Origin of the sequence: Pseudoalteromonas ardens, assembly GCF_030125445.1 — a bacterium.
GTDB classification, from domain to species: domain Bacteria; phylum Pseudomonadota; class Gammaproteobacteria; order Enterobacterales; family Alteromonadaceae; genus Pseudoalteromonas; species Pseudoalteromonas ardens.
On the sequence record NZ_JASJUV010000008.1, the window covers coordinates 109,673 to 130,913 of the forward strand.

Here is a 21,241-nt window from a genome sequence, read left to right on the forward strand (position 1 = left end):
GAGCGTAGAGATGTTTAAGAATCTGACCATTAAAAACAAGATCATTCTGGCCATGTTTACCATGGGGCTGCTGTTGCTGGTGATTGCTATGTCAGTACAAATGAAAAACGGCCGGATTGAAGGATTTGCCACCAATGTCGGACAATACGACATACCTGAGGCCATTTATGCGCTGAATATGCTCGATGAACTGGGTGACATGAACAGCAACGTGCTGGAATACATTGCCGGCGAGGCCGACGAAAAAGCAGATTTTTTGTCAAACTACAGTGAATTCACTAACTACCTTGAAGATCTTAAGCGACTCAATTCTGTTGATACCAGCTACATTCGTCAGTTGGAAGATTTAGTGCGTCGTTATGCCAGCGAGAATCAGGAGCTTATTTTTGACCGATTTGACCCCCTTCAGGAAGAAAAAGCGGTCGAGAAATATGAGTACATCAATCGTGAATTCGCGGAACCGCTCGAAAGTTTACTCGACTCACAAAAAGAGGCCGAAGTGGCTGATGCCGGCAGCAGTGGCGACTTTGCCGAAGTGGTCAACGATGATTTACCCGGGGTACGTTACTATCTGGAGCTGATTGACGAACAAGGCGACATGATGGGGTCACTCAATGCCTATATGCGTGGTCGAGTCGGTGCAACCGCTGCCTTTGAAAAAGACGCCCGTACCTTTTCTAATTTTCTATCGGAACTCAAACCTCTGGAAAGAAAACCTCTGGAAATTAAAGCCATTGGTGACATAGAGCGTATGTATCTGGGTCTCTACAACGGTGGTAAAGAAATTTTCGCTATGTATGACCCAAAACAAAAGATCCAGGCCTCCAAAGATGTGGACCGACTGGAGCACGATATTTTCAGCAAAATCGAAGAGATACTAGAAAAGATCTCCAATGAAGCGATAGCTGAGAGCACCACGTCGCTCAACGATCTCATGTCTGCCGCCCGGGACAGTATCCGTCTGGTCTGGGGGTTGCTGGTTGTCGCCATTGTCCTCGCTATCGCCACCGCCGCTTTTTTGATACGAGGCATAGTGCTGCCTATCAATGCGCTGGCAGAAGCAGCGGAAGATCTGCGATCAGGGGAAGGCGATTTGACCCGCCGTATACCAGATTTTGGTAATGACGAAATCGGTCAAACCGCACAAAGCTTCAATGGCTTTATCGAACGGCTACAAAATATCTTGCTAGATATTCAGGAATCTGTTGAGTCCATTGCCCACAGTACTAATGAAGTGAGCACTACTTCCCGCATGCTCAGTTCCACCTCCAACCAGCTGGCAGCCAGTGTGGAAGAAACTTCCGCATCGCTGGAACAAATGAGTTCATCTATTTCAATGAATACCGAAAACTCCAAAATGACTAATGACATTGCCAAGCAATCCAGCAGCGAGGCAAACGATGGTGGCCAGGCTGTAAAAGACACCGTTCAGGCCATGACCCAGATAGCAGAGAAAATCGGCATCATTGAAGACATCGCATATAAAACGAATCTCCTGGCTTTAAATGCCGCCATTGAAGCGGCCAGAGCCGGTGAACACGGTAAAGGCTTTGCCGTGGTAGCTGATGAAGTGCGTAAGCTCGCAGAACGGTCTCAGGTTGCCGCACAGGACATCAGTACACTTGCCGACAACAGCGTTAAGATCGCGCAACACGCCGGTGCCATGCTCGACAGAATGGTGCCCAACATTGGCAAGACCGCCGATTTGGTGCAGGAGATCACAGCCGCATCGACAGAGCAAAGTACCAGTGTGGCTGAAATTAATCGAACTGTGGCTCAGCTTGATGAAATTGCCCAACAAAATGCATCCGCTTCAGAGGAACTCGCATCTACGGCCAAAATGGTTCAGGATCAGACCGGAGATATTCGCTCTACCGTGGGCTACTTTAAATTAAGCAACAATGGCCGCGGTCACAAAGGACGCCAGTCTCATATCATTCACGACAGTAGCCATAACCGCGAAGATGGCTACACCCCGTTTGATGAGTAATGTGCGATGAGTGAACTAGTACACAACCCAGCCACAACGGCCTATGATCTGGATAAGTATCTGGCTTTTGAGCTCAATGGCGCATCGTACTCGATCAGTATTTCCATTGTCAGAGAGATCATGGAATATATCGAAGTGGATAAAATTCCCATGGCTCCTGATTTCATTATCGGTGCTATCAACCTCAGGGGCCTGGTCATTCCTGTTTTTGACTTGTCTGTTCGACTGAACAAACCCGCACAGCCTAACACCAATCGGACCTGCATTATTGTCGCTGAGTGCAACTATAAAGCGCAGAATATTACTGTCGGCCTGAAAGTCGATATGGTAACTAAAGTACTGGATATACCAGCGCAAGAGATTGACCAGGTGCCTAGCATCGCAGGTCAGTTTCATAGCCGTTTTGTTTATGGTCTGGCTAAATTAACAGACAGCCTGATGACCATACTGGACATTACCAAAATACTGACGCTGGATGATGTGCAGTTGTTTGACGACTTACAGCAACACAATAAACAACTGGCACTGGAACTGACACTCGACTCCGACCCCGCACACTCCTACGAGGAAAGGTGATATGAATTCAGCGCCCACTCTGACTGATAGCAATAAGACCAACGAAGAACTCCATTCACTGTTAGTGTCGATCGGATATGATACCTTTGGCATCCCGATAGAATCGGTGAAAGAAGTCATTGAGCTAACCGACACGACAATGGTCCCTATGTGCAATCAGGTGATCCGGGGGGTGATCAACGTCCGGGGCAGTGTCATCCCGGTTCTGGATATGCAACACCGTCTGATGCTGAAAAATCCTCAGCCATACAACAAATACAGTTGTATTGTGTTATATGATTTTTATGATCCCAGCCTGGACGAAGTCATGACCCTCGGGATGCTGGTCAGCAGCGTGATGTCTATTCAGTTTATCAATTGCACTCAGCTGGAGGACTCCCCGTCTTTCGGTGCCAATATCCCCCGTCACTTTGTCTGGAAAATGGCCAAAATTAATAATCAGCTCACCATTTTGCTGGACATGAACAGTGTGCTCAACATCAGTGAGATAAATACGCAACTGAAATCCTCTCAGGCTGAATTCTTCACCCGGTTTTGTCAGCGATAGGCAGCAATGGCAATTTCAACTCTGGAGTTTCAGCAACTCAACCGCCTGTTTGAGCAGCATACCGGGATCAGCCTGGGCAAAAACAAAGCAGATATTGTGGCAAGCCGCCTTGCTAGTCGCCTGCGTGCTAAACACTGCCCCTCTTTTAGTAAATACTATCGCTTGTTAATGACACCCGAGGGACAAAATGAGCTGCAAGTCTTTATTGATAAACTCACCACCCATGAAACCTATTTTTTCAGGGAGCAGGCCCAGTTTGAGTTTCTTTATCACTATTATCAGCACAATCGCCCACGACACTCACCTATTCGGGCCTGGAGTGCCGCCTGCTCAAGCGGAGAAGAGGCGTACTCACTGGCCATGATACTGGACGACCTATTTTATAACCGGCCATGGCATGTTATCGGCACAGACATTTCTGAAATGTCTGTGCTTATGGCCAGAGATGCACGCTATGCCATTTCAACCGTAGGCAAAATTCCGAAACGCTATCGGATCCGCTATTGCATGAAAGGAACGGGCAAGAACGCCGATAACTTCACGCTGATCTCAACGCTAAAAAAGCAATGTAGCTTTCAGGAAGACAACCTGTTAAAGCTGACCACGGTTGATTTTTCTTTTGATGTGATTTTTCTACGTAATGTACTCATCTACTTTGACAAATCCAAACAACAAGCCATCCTGAATAATATCATCAAACGTTTAAACCATGGCGGTTTACTCTTTTTGGGACATTCGGAAGCCATGCGAGACAAACCTGCTTGTCTGCAAACTCTGAGTCCCTGCATTTACAAGAAGGTGACCTTATGACCAGCGTCTTCATCATCGATGATTCCGCCCTGATGCGCCAAGTCATGAGTGAGATCATAGCCCATGAACGTACCTTAATGGTTAGCGGCACCGCCCCCGACCCCATCATTGCCGAACGAAAAATGAACTTGAATTGGCCGGATGTCATTTTGTTGGACGTGGAAATGCCAAAAATGAATGGCATCACTTTCCTTAAAAAGATTATGCAAGAACGCCCTACTCCGGTGATCATCTGCTCGGCACTGGCGCAGGAAAAAACCACCACCGCCATGGAGGCGCTTGCTTGTGGTGCTGTGGATGTGATTGCTAAACCCACTCATGGGCTGGGAGACTTCTTACACAGTGACTCGGTGTCGCAAATCATTGACGCTATTAAGGGCGCGACTAAAGCCAAAGTCCGTCAGCTCAAATACCTCGAAGAAGGCAGCTTTCGCGAGCTACATACGACAGAAGAAGTGCTACCTGCCCACAAAACAGCACAACCACCTGACAGTGCCGGAAAAGTGATTGCCATTGGCGCTTCGACAGGCGGTACTGAGGCGATCGCCCGACTTTTACAGCAGCTACCTGCCCTTTCACCGCCGATTGTTATTGTACAGCATATGCCAGGTAAGTTTACGGCTGCGTTTGCCCAACGCCTCAACGACATCACACCTCATAACGTAGAAGAGGGACAGACTGCCACCCGGATCCGCCGCGGCCATGTATATATCGCCCCAGGTGGCCAGCATATGTTGGTAAAACGTCAAGGCTCGGACTACTATTTAGAGATACGCGATGGACCACTTGTCAGTCGCCACAAACCTTCGGTAGATGTGTTGTTTCGCTCCGTAGCCCAGTCGGTAGGCAATCATGCCCTTGGTATTATTCTCACCGGCATGGGCAATGACGGCGCAAGTGGTTTACTGGAAATGAAGCAAAAGGGGGCTGTGACCTTTGCAGAAAGCGAGTCCAGCTGTGTGGTATTTGGCATGCCAAAAGAAGCCATCGCGAGGGGGGCCGCCGATAAAATCTATGCGCTGAGCAACCTCCCTTATCAGATCCAAAAAGCGCTTGGGTGATCTGTATGAAAAACCAACTAAGTCAACTACTGCACATTGCTTATCTTAGCTATGACAAGCAGGGGCAGATCATCTCCCTCTCTGATGTTGCCGAGCGCATGCTAGGCCTGAAGCCCGGCGACTTACTATCGCAAAAACTGGTTTTTATTGATGAAGACTTTGCAGAGCTTAATCTCGATGAAATCTTGTTCGATCCTATCTTTGACCAAATTGAGCTGGGCATCAGCATTGATAACAGCAGCGTTACCTGGGTCAGACTTTACAGCTTCAGGCAAGATGACCAATACTACCTCAGGCTCGAACCCATTGAAGAGCTGATCTCCGTCAGACGCCTGAATAAACAGCTCGCAATCCGCGATCCCCACACCGGGTTACTGTATCGGGATGCCTTTATTAACAAAATTAAAGAACAGCCTCATCAGGGCACCATTTGCTGTGTTCGGATCTGCAATTTTCAACGTATTTCCGAAGTCTGGAATATTGGTGTTGCCAACCTGGTATTTATGGAGATACTGGCACGATTTCAGGGGGAATTTGACAAAGGTATATTCTCAAAACACTCTTCCGACTGCTACTGCGTGTTCATTCCAAATACGGTTCCACTGAATATAGAAACCCTATACAAGCAACTGAATGAACCCTTTAATTTTAACGGCAATAGTTTTTACAGCAATGTATCACTGGGCTACTATAAAGAGCAGCCCAGTGACGACCATGAGTTAAGTCTGAACAAAGCGGAGATGGCAACCTTTGATGCGCTATCAGACCACAACCGTCTGGTCGAATTTAAAGAAACGCTGGCCAGGCAAATTGAACGACAAAACAAAATTGAAACCGGCCTGCGCAGCGCCCTCTATCAGGATAACCTCGCAGACAGCTTTGAAGTGGTATTCCAGCCAATTCATGACACCAAAACCGAACGCCTGATTGGGGCTGAGTGCCTGATGCGCTGGGAGCTTGATGGTCAGCCTATACCGCCTACCGAATTTATTCCAATCATCGAAAGTACGGGCGAGATCAACAAGCTCACGCTATTTACGCTGAGCCAGATTAATAAGTTAAAAAGTTTACTGGCGCAGGAGCACATTGAGGCCCGTCAGTTTCGCTTTGCCATCAACATCAGTGTTGTTGAAATTCTCGACGTTAACTTTACCGCCCGATTGCTGCAAGCGCTGGAGAGGTTGTCGCTTAACCCTGCTAAAATTAAGCTTGAACTTACTGAATCAGCCCTGATCGATAACTTTAATTATATTAATGAGATACTGCAAAAACTACAAAGCGAAGGACTGATGATATCAATTGATGATTTTGGAACCGGCTACTCCAGCCTGAGCTATTTATGTAAACTGCATTTCGATGAAATTAAAATTGATCGTGCCTTTGTCACCCATGTCGTCAGTGACGGAAAAATGCAGTCGCTGTTCAATTCTATTGTGTCACTGGCAAAAAATCTCGATAAACCACTGGTTGCAGAAGGCATAGAACAATTAGACCAAATGATCTATGCCAAAGCCAAAGGGGTTGAATATATACAGGGATATTATTATAGCAAGCCGCTGAATATCACGGACTTCGTCGAGTATGTTGTAGCCGATAAATCCAGCTACCTACACTTTGAAGAGTAACGCATACACTGGGTATGCGTTACCTGCGCTAGCCTCCCAGGACTCTGGCTGGGTCTACTTTTACAGCCTGCCAGGCCGGGTAAAGGCAAGATAATACCGAAATAACAAGCGTAATAGACAACACAGAAATCACGTCTAGCCAATCTAACTGACTGGGCAAAAATTCAATAAAATAAACGCCCTGCAACGGATTATCCCCATCAAGCTCAATCCAGGCACGAAATAAGTCTGAGATATTCAGCGCCAATAGAATACCCACAAACAGACCAACCAGGGCCCCTATTAGCGCATAGCTGACACCCTGGATAGCAAAAGTCGCGAAGATAGTGCTATCTCTGGTACCCATGGTTTTTAAAATCGCAATATCCGCTTGCTTTTCTTTCACTTCCATCACCATAGACGACACAATATTAAAACTGGCAACAGCGATGATCAAAAACACCACCAGGTACACTATGGTCCTGACCATCTGGATATCCTGATAGAGACTCCCTTGGGTGCGAAACCAGCTGTTAACGTAAACCAGATCAGGTAAAGCCCGGCCTGCAGCCATTGCCACCTGATGAGCGGAGAATACATCTTCAACTTTTGCGCGAAGCCCCGTCACTTCATCATCCGAAAGCCCCATTGCCTGCTGCAACCGCTTCACAGAGACCAAAGCTAGCGACCGATCAATGGGGCCTCCCATATTGATCACATCAGCTAACACAAAGTTAAGCCGCTTAAGGGCAGCCAGAGGAGAAGCGGCTTGTGAATTTGCCACTAACAGCGTGACTTTATCCCCGCGCTTTAAACCTAACTCTGTTGCAATATGTCGACCTAAGATGATGTCATTGTCGGTCATTTCGCTCAATGAAGTGTCAGTGATAAACTGACCCACATCTGACACCTTATGATGAGAGAGAAAATCTACCCCCTTCACTTGTGCAGCTTTTAGCTCACCACGAAACTGTACCATGGCAGTGAGAGATATTTCAGGGGCTGCAGCCACGATACCTTGCTGAGCTTCCAGCAATCGCACTTTATCAGGCCAATTCGAAATTGGGTCGTACGGCGCCTGGTACGCGACATGAGGCACCACAGACAGCAATCGGGTTTTCAGCTGCTGTTCAAACCCATTGATCACTGAAAGTGCGACAATAAGCACCGCCACCCCCAGCATGACACCGAGCGTTGACGATTTACTCAAAAACCCGATCATACCAGCCTGATGCTTGGAAGCGCGTAATCGGTTGCTGATAAACACACTCAACATTGGCTTAGGCCTCACTATGTAAGGCATGCTCAATCAGCACACCGTCGTCCAGAGCAACGGCACGGCCCAGCTTTGCCGCCAGTTCGAGGTCATGTGTTACCACCACAAAGCTGGTTTTTAAATCCCGGTTTAACTCTTTTAGCAAGGCATAAATTTTCAAAGCATTTTGCTTGTCCAGATTACCGGTGGGTTCATCTGCCAATACCAATGCAGGGCGCGTGACCAGTGCCCTGGCAATGGCTACCCGCTGACGCTCCCCGCCGGATAGCTCCGACGGTCGATGGCCTCCACGGTGAGCCAGGCCGACTTTGCCCAACATCTCCTGTGCCTGTGCCTGCGCAGCTTTAGGTGGTTGACCGGCAATCAGCAAGGGCATAGCCACATTCTCCAGCGCAGTAAAATCCATCAGCAAGTGATGAAACTGATATATAAATCCCAAGTTTTGGTTGCGAAAATCCGCTTGTTTACGACGCGATAATTGCGCGACATCGGTATCTTTAATTTTAACTGAGCCACTGCTGGCGGTATCCAACGTACCCAATATATGCAACAAGGTACTCTTTCCTGAACCAGAGCTGCCGACGATGGCCAACATGTCGCCCTGTTCAAGCGCCAGATCAACCCCTTTTAACACTTCAACCTGCTGGCCCGCTTCATCATACGTCTTACTCAGACCCTGACATTTAATTACTAAATCACTCATACCTTAACACCTCAGCAGGAAGCACTTTTGCGGCTTTAAACGCCGGATACAATGTTGCAAGAAAACTCAAAACCAGGCTGGTCGCAACAATCAAACTCAAACTCAACCAGTCGAATCTGACCGGTAACTCTGCACCACCGAGCAAAGACAGCCCACTGACTGTCAGCACTTCGTTAATATGACTGGCCAGCAGATACCCAAATACGGTGCCGATCAGCGTACCCACAACACCGTTATACAAACCCTGCACCATAAACACCCGCGCTATGGCATCAGGTGCCAGCCCCAAAGTTTGCAAAATGGCGACTTCACCTTGTTTTTCACTGACCATCATCGACAGGGCCGACACGATATTGAATACAGCCACAATCACAATCAGTCCCAGCAATAAGGACATAATGCGTTTTTCCATGGCTACAGCAGCAAATAATGCCCCTTGCTGGACATGCCAGTCTGAGTACTCTAGCCCCGACAATAGCGGCGCATGAACTGTTTTAAACTCATTCACGGCAAAGGCATCTTTCAACGTAATGCTGACGTCAAAATCAGTCGGTTTGCGCTTAAGTAAACGTTGCAGGCTTTTACCATCGGCGAACGCCAGATTAACATCGGCCTCACTGTGGGTGTTGTAAATCAGGGCAACGGTAAATAAGCGCTGTTTAGGGACCCGGCCCATGGGCGTGTAACTGCTGATATCGGGCATGATAACCCGAACTTTTTGTCCTAATCGTACATCCAGCTGATTGGCCAGATAGCGACTTAGCGCCAGTTGATATTTCTGCTCACGAAACTGCGCCAGGCTACCGGCTTCAATATGGGGCTCAAGTGCTGATGGGTAACCGGAAAAAGCGCCCTGCAGACGCACACCAACCAAATCTTTATTTGTTTGCAGGATCACATCGCTGGTTACATAAGGGGTTACTCGCTTAACGTCTGGCAGTGCACTCAGTTTAGTCAACAGCGCCCCGGCGTCGTGCGATTGTTCATCTGATGATTTGTGTAGCTGCACATGAGGGATTAAATCGAGCATGGCATTTTTCAGGCTCTGCTCAAACCCATTCATCACCGAGCTGACTGTAATGAGCGCCATTAACCCAAGCGCTATCCCGGCAATGGAAAAAAACGAAATAAAAGATACAAACCCATTGCCCTTGGTGGCACGGCTGTATCTGAGCCCTATATAAAGGCTAACAGGCTGAAACATAATAGTTTATTTTTCTGCGTATAAGTTCAGTGCACGATACTAGCACAATCAAGAAAGCCGGGTCATACCCTTGACCCCAAAAAAAAGTGTAAAATTTTTTTAATAGCGGCTCTAAATTACACCGGGTTTTAGTGTAGAATGCGGCAAATCTCGCGGTATGGACCTTCAATGTTTTCGTTATCAAGATTTAAACATATGAATTTCAAGGGAGATTTGTTCGGTGGTGTGACCACTGCAATCATTTCCCTACCACTCGCCCTCGCCTTTGGCGTGGCATCCGGAGCCGGAGCTGAAGCCGGCATGTGGGGCGCAATTCTCGTTGGCCTCTTTGCTGCCTTATTTGGCGGTTCCACATCTCTGATCTCAGAACCAACTGGCCCGATGACGGTCATTATGACAGCAGTTCTGACCACCATGATATCAAAATACCCCGAAGCGGGGCCGGCAATGGCCTTCACAGTGGTGATGATGGCGGGTGCATTCCAGATATTACTGGGCACGCTCAAGCTTGGTAAATATGTAACCCTGATGCCATACAGCGTGGTCTCCGGGTTTATGTCCGGAATTGGGGTCATCTTAATCATACTGCAACTGGCTCCCTTGCTCGGGCATCAAGCGCCCCCAGGCGGTGTGCCAGGTACGTTGTCCGCTTTTCCTGAGCTATTTCTCAATTTACATTTCTCAGAGCTCTTTTTAGGGATCCTCACCTTAGGTGTGCTGTTTTACATGCCTAAGAAGTATCGCCAGTATGTGCCTGCTCAACTGGTTGCACTAGTCATTGTTACCTTAATTTCAATCTTGTTGTTTGATACTGACAGCATTCGCCGAATTGGTGAGATCCCCAGTGGCTTGCCTGAAATTGTCTGGCCAACTTTTACCCCGGAACTCTTTACCGAAATGGTTATCGATGCCCTGGTGCTGGGTACCTTAGGGTGCATTGATACCTTGCTGACAGCCGTTATCGGTGACAGTCTGACGCGTACAGAGCACGATTCTGATAAAGAACTACGTGGTCAGGGTATTGCAAACATGATTGCAGGCTTCTTCGGCGCACTACCGGGTGCCGGTGCCACCATGGGCACAGTTGTCAACATACAGGTAGGTGCACGCTCCCCATTAGCAGGGATTTTCCGCGCCCTGATCCTAATGGCCGTTGTATTTGTGGCTGGCAGTCTGACTGAACCGATCCCGATGGCTGTGCTCGCCGGCATCGCAGTATATGTCGGGATTAACATTCTGGACTGGAGCTTTATTCAGCGTGCACATAAGCTCAGCATTAGTCAGATGGCCATCATGTATGGTGTTATGTTGCTGACAGTGTTCGTCGATTTGATGGTTGCAGTTGGCCTGGGCGTTTTTATCTCCAATATTATGGTGATTGAACGCCTCAGCCGGGTTCAGGAACAACATGTAAAAGCCATCAGTGACGGCGATGCTGATGAAGACGTACCTCTTTCTACGCACGAGCGTGCGTTATTAGAGCAGGCCAAAGGCAAGCTCTTGTTCTTTTATCTGTCAGGCCCAATGATCTTTAGTGTATCTAAAGCAATCACCCGCCAGCACCGCCATATCGGTGAGTATAAAACCATGGTACTTGATTTAAGTGATGTGGCCATGCTGGACGTGACCGTCAGCCTCGCAATTGAAAACGCCATTAGTGATGCACTGGATGCTGATTGTCAGGTCTTTATTTACTCACCAAATAAAGACACGAGTGAACAACTTCAGAAGTTCGATATTCGTAGCAAACTGGGTGATCATGCCTTCTGCAAGAGTCGCGAGCAGGCATTAACCAGAGCGCTGGAAGCGATGCAAAGCGATACTATTGAGGCTTAGAGTGCGTCGGCCAAAAAGTCTATTAGCGCACGGATAGCCGTAGACAAATACTTTCTGGGCGGATACACCGCCCAGATCCCCTCCTCCATTGGTGCAAACGCATCCAGCACTGTTACTAGTTCACCACGTTCAATGGCATCTTGCACATAATAGTGTGGTAGCTGAACAACGCCTAATCCCTGCTTCGCCGCATCCAGTAACGCCCAACCACTGTTACATCTCAATGTACCTGTTACCTTAACATGTCGCTCCACGCCGTGATCCATAAAACGCCAATAATGTGCGTTACCCAACAGACAATTCTGTTTCTCCAGATCTCTGATTGCTGTAATAGGGCCCTGCTGACTTAAGTATTGTGGTGAAACACACACCAAAGTGCGCCTTTGCGACAGGCGCTTTGCATGTAGTGAGGAGTCTTTGAGTTGACCGATCCGAATTGCAAGGTCGACGCCCTGCTCCACCAGATCTAACTGTGCATTGGTGAGCTCCATATCGACCGTGACCGAAGGAAAATGACACATAAACTGATGTACCAACGGCATAATGTATTGCTCGCCGTACATCACAGGAGCTGTCAGCCTGATCTTACCCGTGGGCTCACTGTCTCTTTGTCTCAGTGCCGTCGTTGCGTCATCATAGGCGTGCTGGAGCAACCTGGCATGACCGAGAAACACCTGACCTTCGGGTGTCAGTGACAAGTTTCGGGTTGTTCGAGTCAGTAACTGATAGCCGAGTTCAGATTCCAGGGTTTTAACCCGACGGCTGACCTGTGCTACTGAGGTGTCTAACTGCTGCGCTGCCGCTGTGAAGGACCCACTGGTCGCAACCGCGACAAATTCATCTAAACCTGACCATCTATCCATTATTACAAATACGTAAAAGTCTTTCTTAATTTTTAAGATTATCAAACTCTCACAGCAAGTTATACTTTTGTTTTCACACTACAAAACTGGAGTAATGATGGCTGAGTTTATTAAATCACGGGCAGCGATTGCCTGGGGACCAGGACAACCACTGAGCATTGAAGAAGTGGATGTGATGATGCCTAAAGCAGGCGAAGTATTGGTTAAAATCGTTGCCACAGGTGTCTGTCATACAGACGCGTTCACCCTATCAGGAGAAGATCCGGAAGGCGTTTTTCCAGCGATTTTAGGTCACGAAGGCGGCGGTATTGTTGAAGCCGTAGGTGAAGGTGTAACCAGTGTCGCTATAGGTGACCACGTAATTCCACTCTACACACCGGAATGTGGTGAATGTAAGTTCTGTACTTCCGGTAAAACAAACTTATGTCAGAAAATCCGTGCGACTCAGGGCAAAGGGGTTATGCCTGACGGGACCACCCGTTTTTACAAAGATGGCGAGCCTATTTATCACTATATGGGCACGTCAACCTTCTCAGAATATACTGTTCTTCCAGAGATTTCTCTGGCTAAAGTCAATAAAACTGCACCACTAGAAGAGATCTGCCTGTTAGGATGTGGGGTAACAACAGGAATGGGTGCGGTGATGAACACAGCCAAAGTACAACCTGGCGATACCGTCGCCATCTTTGGCCTGGGCGGTATTGGCCTGTCAGCCGTGATTGGTGCTGTGATGGCTGGTGCAAGTCGGATCATCGGCGTTGATATCAATACAGACAAATATGCGCTGGCAGAAAAACTCGGCGCAACGGATCTCATCAACCCAAATGATTATGACAAACCTATTCAGGAGGTTATCGTCGAGATGACTGATGGAGGGGTTGATTTCTCATTTGAGTGTATTGGTAATGTGAATGTTATGCGTAGTGCACTGGAATGTTGTCACAAAGGCTGGGGCGAATCCGTGATCATCGGGGTTGCGGGTGCAGGTCAGGAAATCTCTACCCGTCCTTTCCAATTGGTAACCGGCCGGGTATGGCGGGGTACAGCATTCGGCGGTGTTAAAGGCCGTTCAGAGCTGCCAGAAATCGTCGAGCGTTACCTGGCAGGTGAATTTAAACTGGATGACTTTATTACCCACACGATGTCACTGGATGACATTAACGAAGCATTTGAGCTAATGCATCAGGGTAAGAGTATTCGTTCGGTGATCCATTTATAAAAGAGCACATTATGGAATTATTGAGCGAAAACAAAGTCGCCGGAGGCTGGCATCGACGTTATCAGCACGACAGCCTGAATACGCAATGTAAAATGACGTTTGCCGTTTTTTTACCTGAGCAAGCACTTAGAGGCCAACCTGTACCTGTGCTTTACTGGCTGTCAGGGCTGACCTGTAACGACGAGAACTTTATGCAAAAAGCTGGCGCGTTTAAACGTGCCAGCGAACTGGGGATAGCAATCGTCGCACCGGATACATCACCGCGTGGTGAAGCGATCCCGGATGATCCGGAAAATAGCTATGATTTTGGACTGGGCGCAGGCTTTTACGTCAATGCGACACAAGCCCCCTATGATAAGCACTACCAGATGTATAGCTATGTCAGTGACGAGCTGCCTACGCTTATCGAAGCGCACCTTCCGGTTTCTGACAAGCGTGCCATAGCGGGACACTCCATGGGTGGCCACGGCGCGCTGATCATCGGGCTGAAAAACCCAACCCGCTATCAGAGTATCTCGGCATTTAGTCCAATCTCAAATCCGGTGGATTGTCCTTGGGGCAAAAAAGCATTCACAGGCTACCTGGGCGCAGACAGCACAGCATGGCAAGCTTACGACGCCTGCCACCTGCTCAGGCAAAATGAGGGGGATAAGAAAGCACCTATCCTGGTTGATCAGGGCGATGCCGATCAATTCCTCACAGAGCAACTTAAGCCAGAAGCTCTGGAGCAAGCGGCTCTGGCAGCAGATCACCCGTTTACACTAACCATGCAACCGGGATATGACCACAGTTACTTCTTTATTTCGACCTTCATCGATTCGCACCTCGACTTCCATGCACAATATCTGAAGTAACCAGCACAAAAAAAGGCGCTAACGCGCCTTTTGTTTGCTTAACATAGTATTTTAATCCGTCAAATCACCATACTGGTTATTGACGTTCAGCTTGACAGCTTTATCAAAGCCAGGGATCTCCAGGGCTTCTTTACTCAGCTGCAATTCGGATTCATCAATCATGCCATCACCAAATCGGTAGATAAGCTCATACTGACCCAGATCAGCAGCCTTCTGGTAACTCGCTTGCTGCTGCTTCGTCTCTGCGAGTTTGGCACCATGCTCTGCAAGCGCGGCATCGCTGTAGCGCTTTGATAACATTTTCAGAGTGATGGCTGGCGACAGTACCGTTGCAGTTGCATTATTACCACCAAACCCTTTGGAGTTAATAAAAGCAATATCCATTTCTCCACAGTTATAATGGTGGGTACGGATATCCAGATGCTGATCATGAACGTCTTCTGCCACCGCATCGATGGTCGTCACACCTGGCATGATCTGATGACTGAAGACACCCAGTGCCATTGCTAGCTGGTCACCAGATGCCGGGCCAATGGTATGGCCGACAAATGCTTTAGGCGCAGCGACTTTCCAGCCTTCGATAGCAAATGTCTCTGCAATGCGATGGTAAATCAAAGATTCAGTCACGCGGTTTTGCGGTGTGCTGGAACCATGTGCCAGAATAAAACTACGCTGTTGAAGCGCTTCAGTACCCGCGATCTGCTCCGCCAATGCCACTGACTTTGCCATAGTAATGTAGTTACCCGGGCCAGGCGCTGTAATCGATTTCTTCACCCCATCAGCATTAACATAAACATCTGCAACGGACCCCATGATATCGGCGCCCAGCTCAAGCGCTAACTTATCATCCATCAGAATAGTTACCTGTGCGCCTTCTCCAATAGTAAAGCCACAGTTTTCGCCAAATGGGCGGCTGGTACGGCGGTAATCGACCTGGTCGGTGTTATCAAGCTTGCGCAGACCTTCTTCGTTAGCCAGCGCGCCCATATTGCCAAAGCCTTCTATGATCTCTGGGGTTAACGCACACTCAACACTGGCAACCACGGCAATACGGGTTCTGCCTGCCTGAATGTCATTAACTGCTGCACGTAGATTATACAAAAACGTCGCGCAAGCACCTGTCGTCGAGAAGGTAGTACCCACACTGCCCGTCACATAAGCATTAATGAAGTCAGTTGACATGGAGTTCAGACCCAATGCCAGCTGCTTGGTGCTCACCCGCTCCCCTTTCATGCGACTCCGAATAAGCCCACCAAGTCCTTCATCATTTACCTGACCTGCTATCGAAGCCGAATAAGTGCCAATCTGATCCGGCTCAACACTGTTCATCACTTTTTGCCAGTCCAGGCCAGTGGAGCGGATAGCATCGGTCGCGGCAAAAATGGTGGCTTGCAAACCTCGTGGTTGGTAACGGCTGTTATACATGGTCGAGGGGTCAAAGCCGGTTGGCAGCTGACCAGCTGCTTTGATCGGATTGTCTCTATAACTATCCACTTTTACAGCTAGTTGCTCTGGAATAAGTACCTGAGCCGTTTTTTCATCCAGCATTTCAATCTGCCAGCTAGATGGTACAGGCGTTGGTAAATCACGTTTGCGGCACGTAAAAGTTAAACCATGGCTATCGCTTGCCTGCATTGTCAGCTTTTGCTGCCAATGTGTTGCATCTACATCAAAGTGGTTTTTTTCGATTTTACGGATTAATGTGCCGTCAACAATCTGCTGGCCAAAGCGTGCTTCAATTTCGTCACGCTGAACGATGTCACCTTCAGCTGTTACCAACTCCGATCCCTGTAAAGACACCAGGTTCATCAAAGTCGCTAAACCCAGGAAAGTTTCCTGCCTTGCAGCATCATCCAGGCTGTCTAATACAATGCGACGAAAGCCCTGATGGAACGAGGTTCTGCCAGCGGCATTTACACCGCCCATACCTACGATAATTGGTAATGCTGTCATATCAAACTCTTATCAAATAAAACTAATGAACCGATTTTAGAACGAAGGAAAATATGATACTTTTCTTTTTTCGCCACATAACATGCAAATTACGCCACCAATAAGAGGTCGGATGAGATGGGTACTTACAATCACCGTATTGCCTTCACGCTTTATGAGCAAATGCTCATAACCAGCGTAACATTACCTATAGAAATGCTGCGCGCCGGTGAAGCGTTTGCAAGGCGCCATCTGGGCAATGAGTTTATACCGCTGGAAATTGCCTGGCTAAGTGAGACTGGAGAAGCTGTTCACTCATCAATGGGTGTGCCCTTTTCAGCACACACCAGTTTCAGTGCATTGAGTGATTTCGACTACATTATTATTCCCAGTATCTGGCGCAACCCTCGCCCGGTGCTGAGAAAAAATACCTCTTTGGTTTCAAATTTAGCCGAGGCACGGCGCTCAGGAGCCACACTGATTGGCGTTGGAACTGGCGTTTGCTTTTTGGCTGAGTCAGGGATCCTTGACGGACATTCCGCAACAACTCACTGGCATTATGCTGAACAGTTTAAGCGTAATTACCCCTTAGTTGCCTTACGTCCGGATTACTTCATCACCCAATCAGAGCGACTATATACCGTCGCAAGCTTAAACGCGCTGGCAGATGTAATTGTCCACTTTATTGGCCAGTTTTATGGTCAGGAGGCAGCTAATCATGTGCAACAAAACTTTTCTCATGAAGTGCGAAAACCCTATGAAGAACAAAGATACCTTGAAGGTGCAGTGGACCGACATAGCGATGAACAAATAGCCTCAATCCAGTTTTGGTTACGCAACAACAGTGCGAATGAAATAACATTCCCCGACGTTGCCGCGCAATTTGGTATGAGTTACCGAACGTTCAACCGCCGTTTCAAAGCTGCAACCGGACAAACTGCCGCGAATTATTTGCAAACGGCTCGGGTACGTCAGGTTACTGAGCTATTAGCCTCCACTAACCTGAGCATTCAGGAAATAGCAATGGCTTGTGGGTTTAGCTCTCAAGGGCAACTTACCAGGGTCTTCAAAAGTACGATGAATCAGACCCCCAGCCAGTATCGGCAAGTGGTCAGAAAAAAGCTCTTTTCATAATCACTGTAACTCAAGTAGCTCCAGCCATTGCGTTGTGCCATTGAAATTAAATTCAATCTCTTCACCCAGGTCACGCCCCCGGAGGGCCAGGCCGATAGGAGACGCGAGCGTGATCACTCTCACCTCTGTGGTGCCCAAAATCACTTTTAATCCGCCTTCGCAGGGGCCGACATAAAACCAGTGATGCTGACCCTGCTCGTCAACCAACTCAACCAGTGCCCCCACCTGAACAACATCGGGACGACTTAGGGTATACGTCTGCTCAAATGCCTGAATGGCTTTATGCGCCTGGTCGACTCGCTCACTTTGTCCTTCGGCAAGGTAGCCAGACTCAATACTTAATGAATCATACTGAGTTTCCGCAGCACTTTGTTCATGGATCGCATCGGCACGGGCACTATCCGCGGCTTCTTGTGCCTCCTGCAGCTTGCATTCCAACGCAAACCTTAAATGTTCAATAACATGGCTTTTATTCAAACTTACCCTCTTAAGACCTCAAAAAGGGCCCGAAGGCCCTTTCAAATAAAGACATTATTCTAACAGTAACAGGCACCATCAGAACAGGGATTCAAAACTCCCATCCGGGAATAAAACACCAGGGATCCCTCGTACCGTTTTCACGTCACCGATTTGCTGGTCACCGTAATAATAACCCCCAGTGAAATTACGACCCTTTTGTTTTATATCCAGCCAGTAGCCATCTTTTCCTTGCGCAACAATGTTATTGTTGTCTCCAGAGCGGCGCACATCAAGTTGCATAACCCGGCCACCGAGAAGGTAACTGATCTCAGCAGAGTTCAAATTTGTGACATTGCTGGGATCATCAACAGCCAGTTGTAATTGAAAATCAGGACCGCCCTTGAGATCAAAGTCGACATGTAACCCAAATGCTAAATCCAGGCTGGTATCAAACGCAAAAGGAGATCGCTCAGCAGCATATAAAGTCACAGGTGTCAGCTGATTGGCAGTTTCAAAGTCACCACGTACACGCAAATTGGCAAGGATACTTTCAACCGAATTGCGGGGAGACATTACCCGGTTTAAACGTAATCTCAGATCCGCTTTAGTAGTCGAGGCTGATGTTTGTAAGGTGATCTTCCCTGCGAAACGCGAAGTGCCGGTGGCCGTTTGCAGGTTATCATCATCAATAGAGCCATCGAACAATAAAAAGATATCGTCCAGGTCAGCTTCTAAAGACACGTCACCTTTACGCACAGAGGCGACGCCACTACCAGCGATGCGGTCGCCCAAAGTTGGGCTTTTACGCCACTCGGACATAGTGACGTCAATACTGACTTCAAACCCTCTATTGAAGCCTGTTACTCGCCAGTTGAACGACGGATCTGTTGTATACACTATATCGAGATCATCAACCTGATAATTACCAGGTTCAGAATTGCGGGCTGGAGACACAGCATCAACAACATTGTAGACCGCCTCTGAAAGAGCCAAAAACGACTCTTGTACTACTTCATCAGCAGCAAGACTCTCTATCTCGCGCAGCTTGGTATCCAGCTCATCACTGTATTTTTCTTCCTGAAGGCGGATTACGCCCAGAGAATCCCTGAAGTGATCAAGCAAGTCATTGTTAAACACTGTCTCAGAGTCTGCCAGCGTCACCATATCTTGCAATTGCAATGCTTCATTGGCATTCAGTAACACCTGCTCAACGACATTGGCAAACAGTGTGCTGTCCTTCTCGTCCAACAGTGTTTCTATGAAGTATTGATTGACTTCATCAATATAGCTTTGCCAAAGCGTATTGTCGCTGTGATTATAAGCAAGCTCAAAGGCATCAGCCAGCGATGATGTCTCGTCATCCTGGCGCCCCTCTATATTTAACTGCCTCATGATATCCGCATATGTAAATGCTCTGGCAGCATACTCTGCTTGCAATGACTGGTTGATACGACTGTGACTCAGGTGATAAATCGGTGTATTCGTCAAAGACAACACTGTACTGTCTGACTGCGATTCGCTTAGCAATGTTCCATAAGAAGAGAAATACAGCTGATTTTGGCCAGCAATGAGTTTTGCTGCCAGAGAATATGACACAGTCGCAGAGACAGGTTCGCCGAAATCAATTTCATCGTTGCCATTAAGGTCATTTGGATCGTCACGCAGGGCTCGGCCACACCCCAGCTTTCTGGGACAGAATGCTTGTTCGGAACTTGGGCTAAACTCAAATTGATACACCCTGCCTGCGTCCAGGGCGATGGTCATTTGATTTAGATCATTAACGGTAAACTGCTGTGTTTCCCTTGAACTGACCTGAGTGACTGTCAATGTGCCTGAGGTATCAGCAAATTTGGGCACAAAGAAAGCCACAGACGCTGATGGAACTTGAGTAACATCATGGCCAAGCCCAGGCTCAGCATCGTTTACAGTCGGGGCCGGGTCACTACTTCCACCGCATGCGGCTAAAGTGCCAGCCAACAACAAAGGTAAGATTTTATTGATTTTTTGCACCTTTTACCCCTTAAAATGCCAAGTTAAGAAACCAGTTCAAATTTACATAATGCGCATCTTCGATATCAGGGTTATCCATTTTAACCGATATGCCTGCATGGCGAGTTTTAATTCCCAACTCAAAAGCCTCGCTATGTGTTTCATACCCGCCAAATAGCTCCCAGCTCTCTCCAAAATGATAGGATACGGTTGCCTGAACGAAGGTATCATCAATAAACTTGCGTGCTTTTAGTGTGGTAGAAAACTGGTTGTTAATACGGTAGTTCACGCCCAAATAGTATCTGGCGTTCTGCTCAAAGGTGTATTCGATTTCTTGGTCATAGGCAGAGGTACGCAATCTTACAGACGGTGTTGTATCTATCCCATCTTCTCTCTCTGTAAAAGGAATATCGGTAGTGAATCCATTGACAAACCCAACTCCCTCATACTTCGTCTCATACATCAGGTCTTTGGCTGCGGCCCAAATATCTAAATCAGGTGTGATCTGCCAGCTAAGTGCAAGATCAAAACTATAGCCTTCCCCTTCCGGGTTTTCTGTCGGTGTAAATGACTTAAATAGGATATCTTTGGAAAAGTAGTACTCAGTCTGTAATTTTCCTTCAATTTCATCCGCAAAAATGGTGCCGTCGACTATCGCATCCTGAAAGTGCGTACTTTGAAAATACGTAAACTTTGGTGTAATGACTAAGCGCTCATCCAGCAACGTAAAATCGTAACTTAGAAAAACCCCGTTGGTTGTCGCCTGCTTACCTCTCAGATAATAGCGATAATTACGACGTTCAAATGGTAGATCATTTTTTTCTGTGTGTGTATAACGTGCCGTATCGGGATCAAAAGCAAGTAAATAATCGAATCGGCTCTGGGCGCCAAACCCAATGCCTTTGTATTTCATACCCAGTTCAAACACATTATAGGTAAAAGCACTGTCGCCATGGGTCAAAGGTTTATCAAAATCTTCGACAAATGCTTTAACGGGCTGGGCCTCAGTATAAATTTCGCTGTGAAACTGGTGAATGAGCTCAATGTCACTGGAACTTGCGTAAGCCTGATTAACTGAGGAAACACCAAGAAGAATGAGCAATGGAGAGGTTTTTTTTAATTTCATAAACTTCACTTTTAACAAAAAAAAGGGAAAGGTTGACCTTTCCCCCTTAATCCAGGCC

General features: G+C 47.6%; 18 protein-coding genes. 10 read left to right on the forward strand and 8 right to left on the reverse strand.

The genetic code is table 11. The features are described from left to right. Positions 1-10 precede the first annotated feature (10 nt). Genes QNM19_RS20315 through QNM19_RS20340 form a run of 6 tightly spaced genes read left to right on the forward strand, consistent with a single transcriptional unit; the run spans position 11 to position 6,609 of the window. Positions 11-1,990, forward strand: a complete 1,980-nt coding sequence (locus QNM19_RS20315; protein WP_049863753.1) for a methyl-accepting chemotaxis protein — start codon at positions 11-13, stop codon at positions 1,988-1,990. Between the two features lie 6 nt (positions 1,991-1,996). Then, positions 1,997-2,566, forward strand: coding sequence for a chemotaxis protein CheW (locus tag QNM19_RS20320; RefSeq protein ID WP_049863752.1), 570 nt, complete (start codon positions 1,997-1,999; stop codon positions 2,564-2,566). Position 2,567: 1 nt separating this feature from the next. After that, complete coding sequence (locus tag QNM19_RS20325) at positions 2,568-3,113, forward strand: chemotaxis protein CheW (RefSeq protein WP_049863751.1); 546 nt, start codon at positions 2,568-2,570, stop codon at positions 3,111-3,113. A 6-nt stretch (positions 3,114-3,119) separates the two neighbouring features. Continuing rightward, the gene (locus QNM19_RS20330; RefSeq protein WP_049863750.1) at positions 3,120-3,923 is read left to right on the forward strand and encodes a CheR family methyltransferase; all 804 of its coding nucleotides are present in this window, start codon (positions 3,120-3,122) and stop codon (positions 3,921-3,923) included. After that, complete coding sequence (locus QNM19_RS20335) at positions 3,920-4,984, forward strand: protein-glutamate methylesterase/protein-glutamine glutaminase (protein ID WP_284027142.1); 1,065 nt, start codon at positions 3,920-3,922, stop codon at positions 4,982-4,984. The genes QNM19_RS20330 and QNM19_RS20335 overlap by 4 nt, the downstream gene beginning before the upstream one ends. A gap of 5 nt (positions 4,985-4,989) precedes the next feature. After that, the gene (locus QNM19_RS20340; RefSeq protein WP_049863748.1) at positions 4,990-6,609 is read left to right on the forward strand and encodes a bifunctional diguanylate cyclase/phosphodiesterase; all 1,620 of its coding nucleotides are present in this window, start codon (positions 4,990-4,992) and stop codon (positions 6,607-6,609) included. 28 nt (positions 6,610-6,637) lie between these two features. Here QNM19_RS20340 and QNM19_RS20345 read toward each other — a convergent pair whose 3' ends face one another. From QNM19_RS20345 to QNM19_RS20355, 3 genes are read right to left on the reverse strand one after another with little or no spacing between them, the layout of a single operon-like run. Continuing rightward, positions 6,638-7,864, reverse strand: a complete 1,227-nt coding sequence (locus QNM19_RS20345; protein WP_284027143.1) for a lipoprotein-releasing ABC transporter permease subunit — start codon at positions 7,862-7,864, stop codon at positions 6,638-6,640. A gap of 4 nt (positions 7,865-7,868) precedes the next feature. Next, positions 7,869-8,567, reverse strand: a complete 699-nt coding sequence (gene lolD / locus QNM19_RS20350; protein ID WP_284027144.1) for a lipoprotein-releasing ABC transporter ATP-binding protein LolD — start codon at positions 8,565-8,567, stop codon at positions 7,869-7,871. Then, entirely contained in the window at positions 8,560-9,771 is a 1,212-nt protein-coding gene (locus QNM19_RS20355) for a lipoprotein-releasing ABC transporter permease subunit (RefSeq protein WP_049865175.1), read from the reverse strand. The genes lolD and QNM19_RS20355 overlap by 8 nt, the downstream gene beginning before the upstream one ends. Positions 9,772-9,939: 168 nt before the next feature. Between QNM19_RS20355 and QNM19_RS20360 the strand changes: the two genes are divergently transcribed. Further along, the gene (locus QNM19_RS20360; RefSeq protein WP_049865176.1) at positions 9,940-11,607 is read left to right on the forward strand and encodes a SulP family inorganic anion transporter; all 1,668 of its coding nucleotides are present in this window, start codon (positions 9,940-9,942) and stop codon (positions 11,605-11,607) included. On the opposite strand, the gene QNM19_RS20365 is transcribed toward QNM19_RS20360, so the two are convergent. After that, complete coding sequence (locus QNM19_RS20365) at positions 11,604-12,470, reverse strand: LysR family transcriptional regulator (protein WP_049865177.1); 867 nt, start codon at positions 12,468-12,470, stop codon at positions 11,604-11,606. The genes QNM19_RS20360 and QNM19_RS20365 overlap by 4 nt on opposite strands. Before the next feature lie 97 nt (positions 12,471-12,567). Between QNM19_RS20365 and QNM19_RS20370 the strand changes: the two genes are divergently transcribed. Beyond that, positions 12,568-13,689, forward strand: coding sequence for an S-(hydroxymethyl)glutathione dehydrogenase/class III alcohol dehydrogenase (locus QNM19_RS20370; RefSeq protein ID WP_284027145.1), 1,122 nt, complete (start codon positions 12,568-12,570; stop codon positions 13,687-13,689). Positions 13,690-13,700: 11 nt separating this feature from the next. Further along, on the forward strand, positions 13,701-14,543 hold the full coding sequence (gene fghA / locus QNM19_RS20375) for an S-formylglutathione hydrolase (RefSeq protein WP_049865179.1): 843 nt from the start codon (positions 13,701-13,703) through the stop codon (positions 14,541-14,543). Positions 14,544-14,594: 51 nt separating this feature from the next. On the opposite strand, the gene QNM19_RS20380 is transcribed toward fghA, so the two are convergent. After that, a complete protein-coding gene (locus tag QNM19_RS20380; RefSeq protein ID WP_049865180.1) occupies positions 14,595-16,496 on the reverse strand; it encodes a beta-ketoacyl synthase in 1,902 nt (633 codons plus the stop codon). A gap of 117 nt (positions 16,497-16,613) precedes the next feature. Here QNM19_RS20380 and QNM19_RS20385 point away from each other — a divergent pair, with 117 nt between their 5' ends. Further along, on the forward strand, positions 16,614-17,609 hold the full coding sequence (locus QNM19_RS20385; protein ID WP_049865181.1) for a GlxA family transcriptional regulator: 996 nt from the start codon (positions 16,614-16,616) through the stop codon (positions 17,607-17,609). On the opposite strand, the gene QNM19_RS20390 is transcribed toward QNM19_RS20385, so the two are convergent. From QNM19_RS20390 to QNM19_RS20400, 3 genes are all read right to left on the reverse strand, one after another. Beyond that, complete coding sequence (locus QNM19_RS20390; RefSeq protein WP_237113763.1) at positions 17,610-18,047, reverse strand: GreA/GreB family elongation factor; 438 nt, start codon at positions 18,045-18,047, stop codon at positions 17,610-17,612. Positions 18,048-18,164: 117 nt separating this feature from the next. After that, positions 18,165-20,078: a hypothetical protein gene (locus QNM19_RS20395; RefSeq protein WP_049865183.1), complete on the reverse strand. Its 1,914-nt coding sequence runs from the start codon at positions 20,076-20,078 to the stop codon at positions 18,165-18,167. Between the two features lie 10 nt (positions 20,079-20,088). After that, entirely contained in the window at positions 20,089-21,183 is a 1,095-nt protein-coding gene (locus QNM19_RS20400) for a TonB-dependent receptor (protein ID WP_284027146.1), read from the reverse strand. Positions 21,184-21,241 lie beyond the last annotated feature (58 nt).

Bases quoted from the DNA above. Each gene is read 5' to 3' on its own strand.
- QNM19_RS20315 (WP_049863753.1), top strand. From the start codon at position 11: ATGTTTAAGAATCTGACCATTAAAAACAAGATCATTCTGGCCATGTTT.
- QNM19_RS20320 (WP_049863752.1), top strand. From the start codon at position 1,997: ATGAGTGAACTAGTACACAACCCAGCCACAACGGCCTATGATCTGGAT.
- QNM19_RS20325 (WP_049863751.1), top strand. From the start codon at position 2,568: ATGAATTCAGCGCCCACTCTGACTGATAGCAATAAGACCAACGAAGAA.
- QNM19_RS20330 (WP_049863750.1), top strand. From the start codon at position 3,120: ATGGCAATTTCAACTCTGGAGTTTCAGCAACTCAACCGCCTGTTTGAG.
- QNM19_RS20335 (WP_284027142.1), top strand. From the start codon at position 3,920: ATGACCAGCGTCTTCATCATCGATGATTCCGCCCTGATGCGCCAAGTC.
- QNM19_RS20340 (WP_049863748.1), top strand. From the start codon at position 4,990: ATGAAAAACCAACTAAGTCAACTACTGCACATTGCTTATCTTAGCTAT.
- QNM19_RS20345 (WP_284027143.1), bottom strand. From the start codon at position 7,864: ATGTTGAGTGTGTTTATCAGCAACCGATTACGCGCTTCCAAGCATCAG.
- lolD (WP_284027144.1), bottom strand. From the start codon at position 8,567: ATGAGTGATTTAGTAATTAAATGTCAGGGTCTGAGTAAGACGTATGAT.
- QNM19_RS20355 (WP_049865175.1), bottom strand. From the start codon at position 9,771: ATGTTTCAGCCTGTTAGCCTTTATATAGGGCTCAGATACAGCCGTGCC.
- QNM19_RS20360 (WP_049865176.1), top strand. From the start codon at position 9,940: ATGTTTTCGTTATCAAGATTTAAACATATGAATTTCAAGGGAGATTTG.
- QNM19_RS20365 (WP_049865177.1), bottom strand. From the start codon at position 12,470: ATGGATAGATGGTCAGGTTTAGATGAATTTGTCGCGGTTGCGACCAGT.
- QNM19_RS20370 (WP_284027145.1), top strand. From the start codon at position 12,568: ATGGCTGAGTTTATTAAATCACGGGCAGCGATTGCCTGGGGACCAGGA.
- fghA (WP_049865179.1), top strand. From the start codon at position 13,701: ATGGAATTATTGAGCGAAAACAAAGTCGCCGGAGGCTGGCATCGACGT.
- QNM19_RS20380 (WP_049865180.1), bottom strand. From the start codon at position 16,496: ATGACAGCATTACCAATTATCGTAGGTATGGGCGGTGTAAATGCCGCT.
- QNM19_RS20385 (WP_049865181.1), top strand. From the start codon at position 16,614: ATGGGTACTTACAATCACCGTATTGCCTTCACGCTTTATGAGCAAATG.
- QNM19_RS20400 (WP_284027146.1), bottom strand. From the start codon at position 21,183: ATGAAATTAAAAAAAACCTCTCCATTGCTCATTCTTCTTGGTGTTTCC.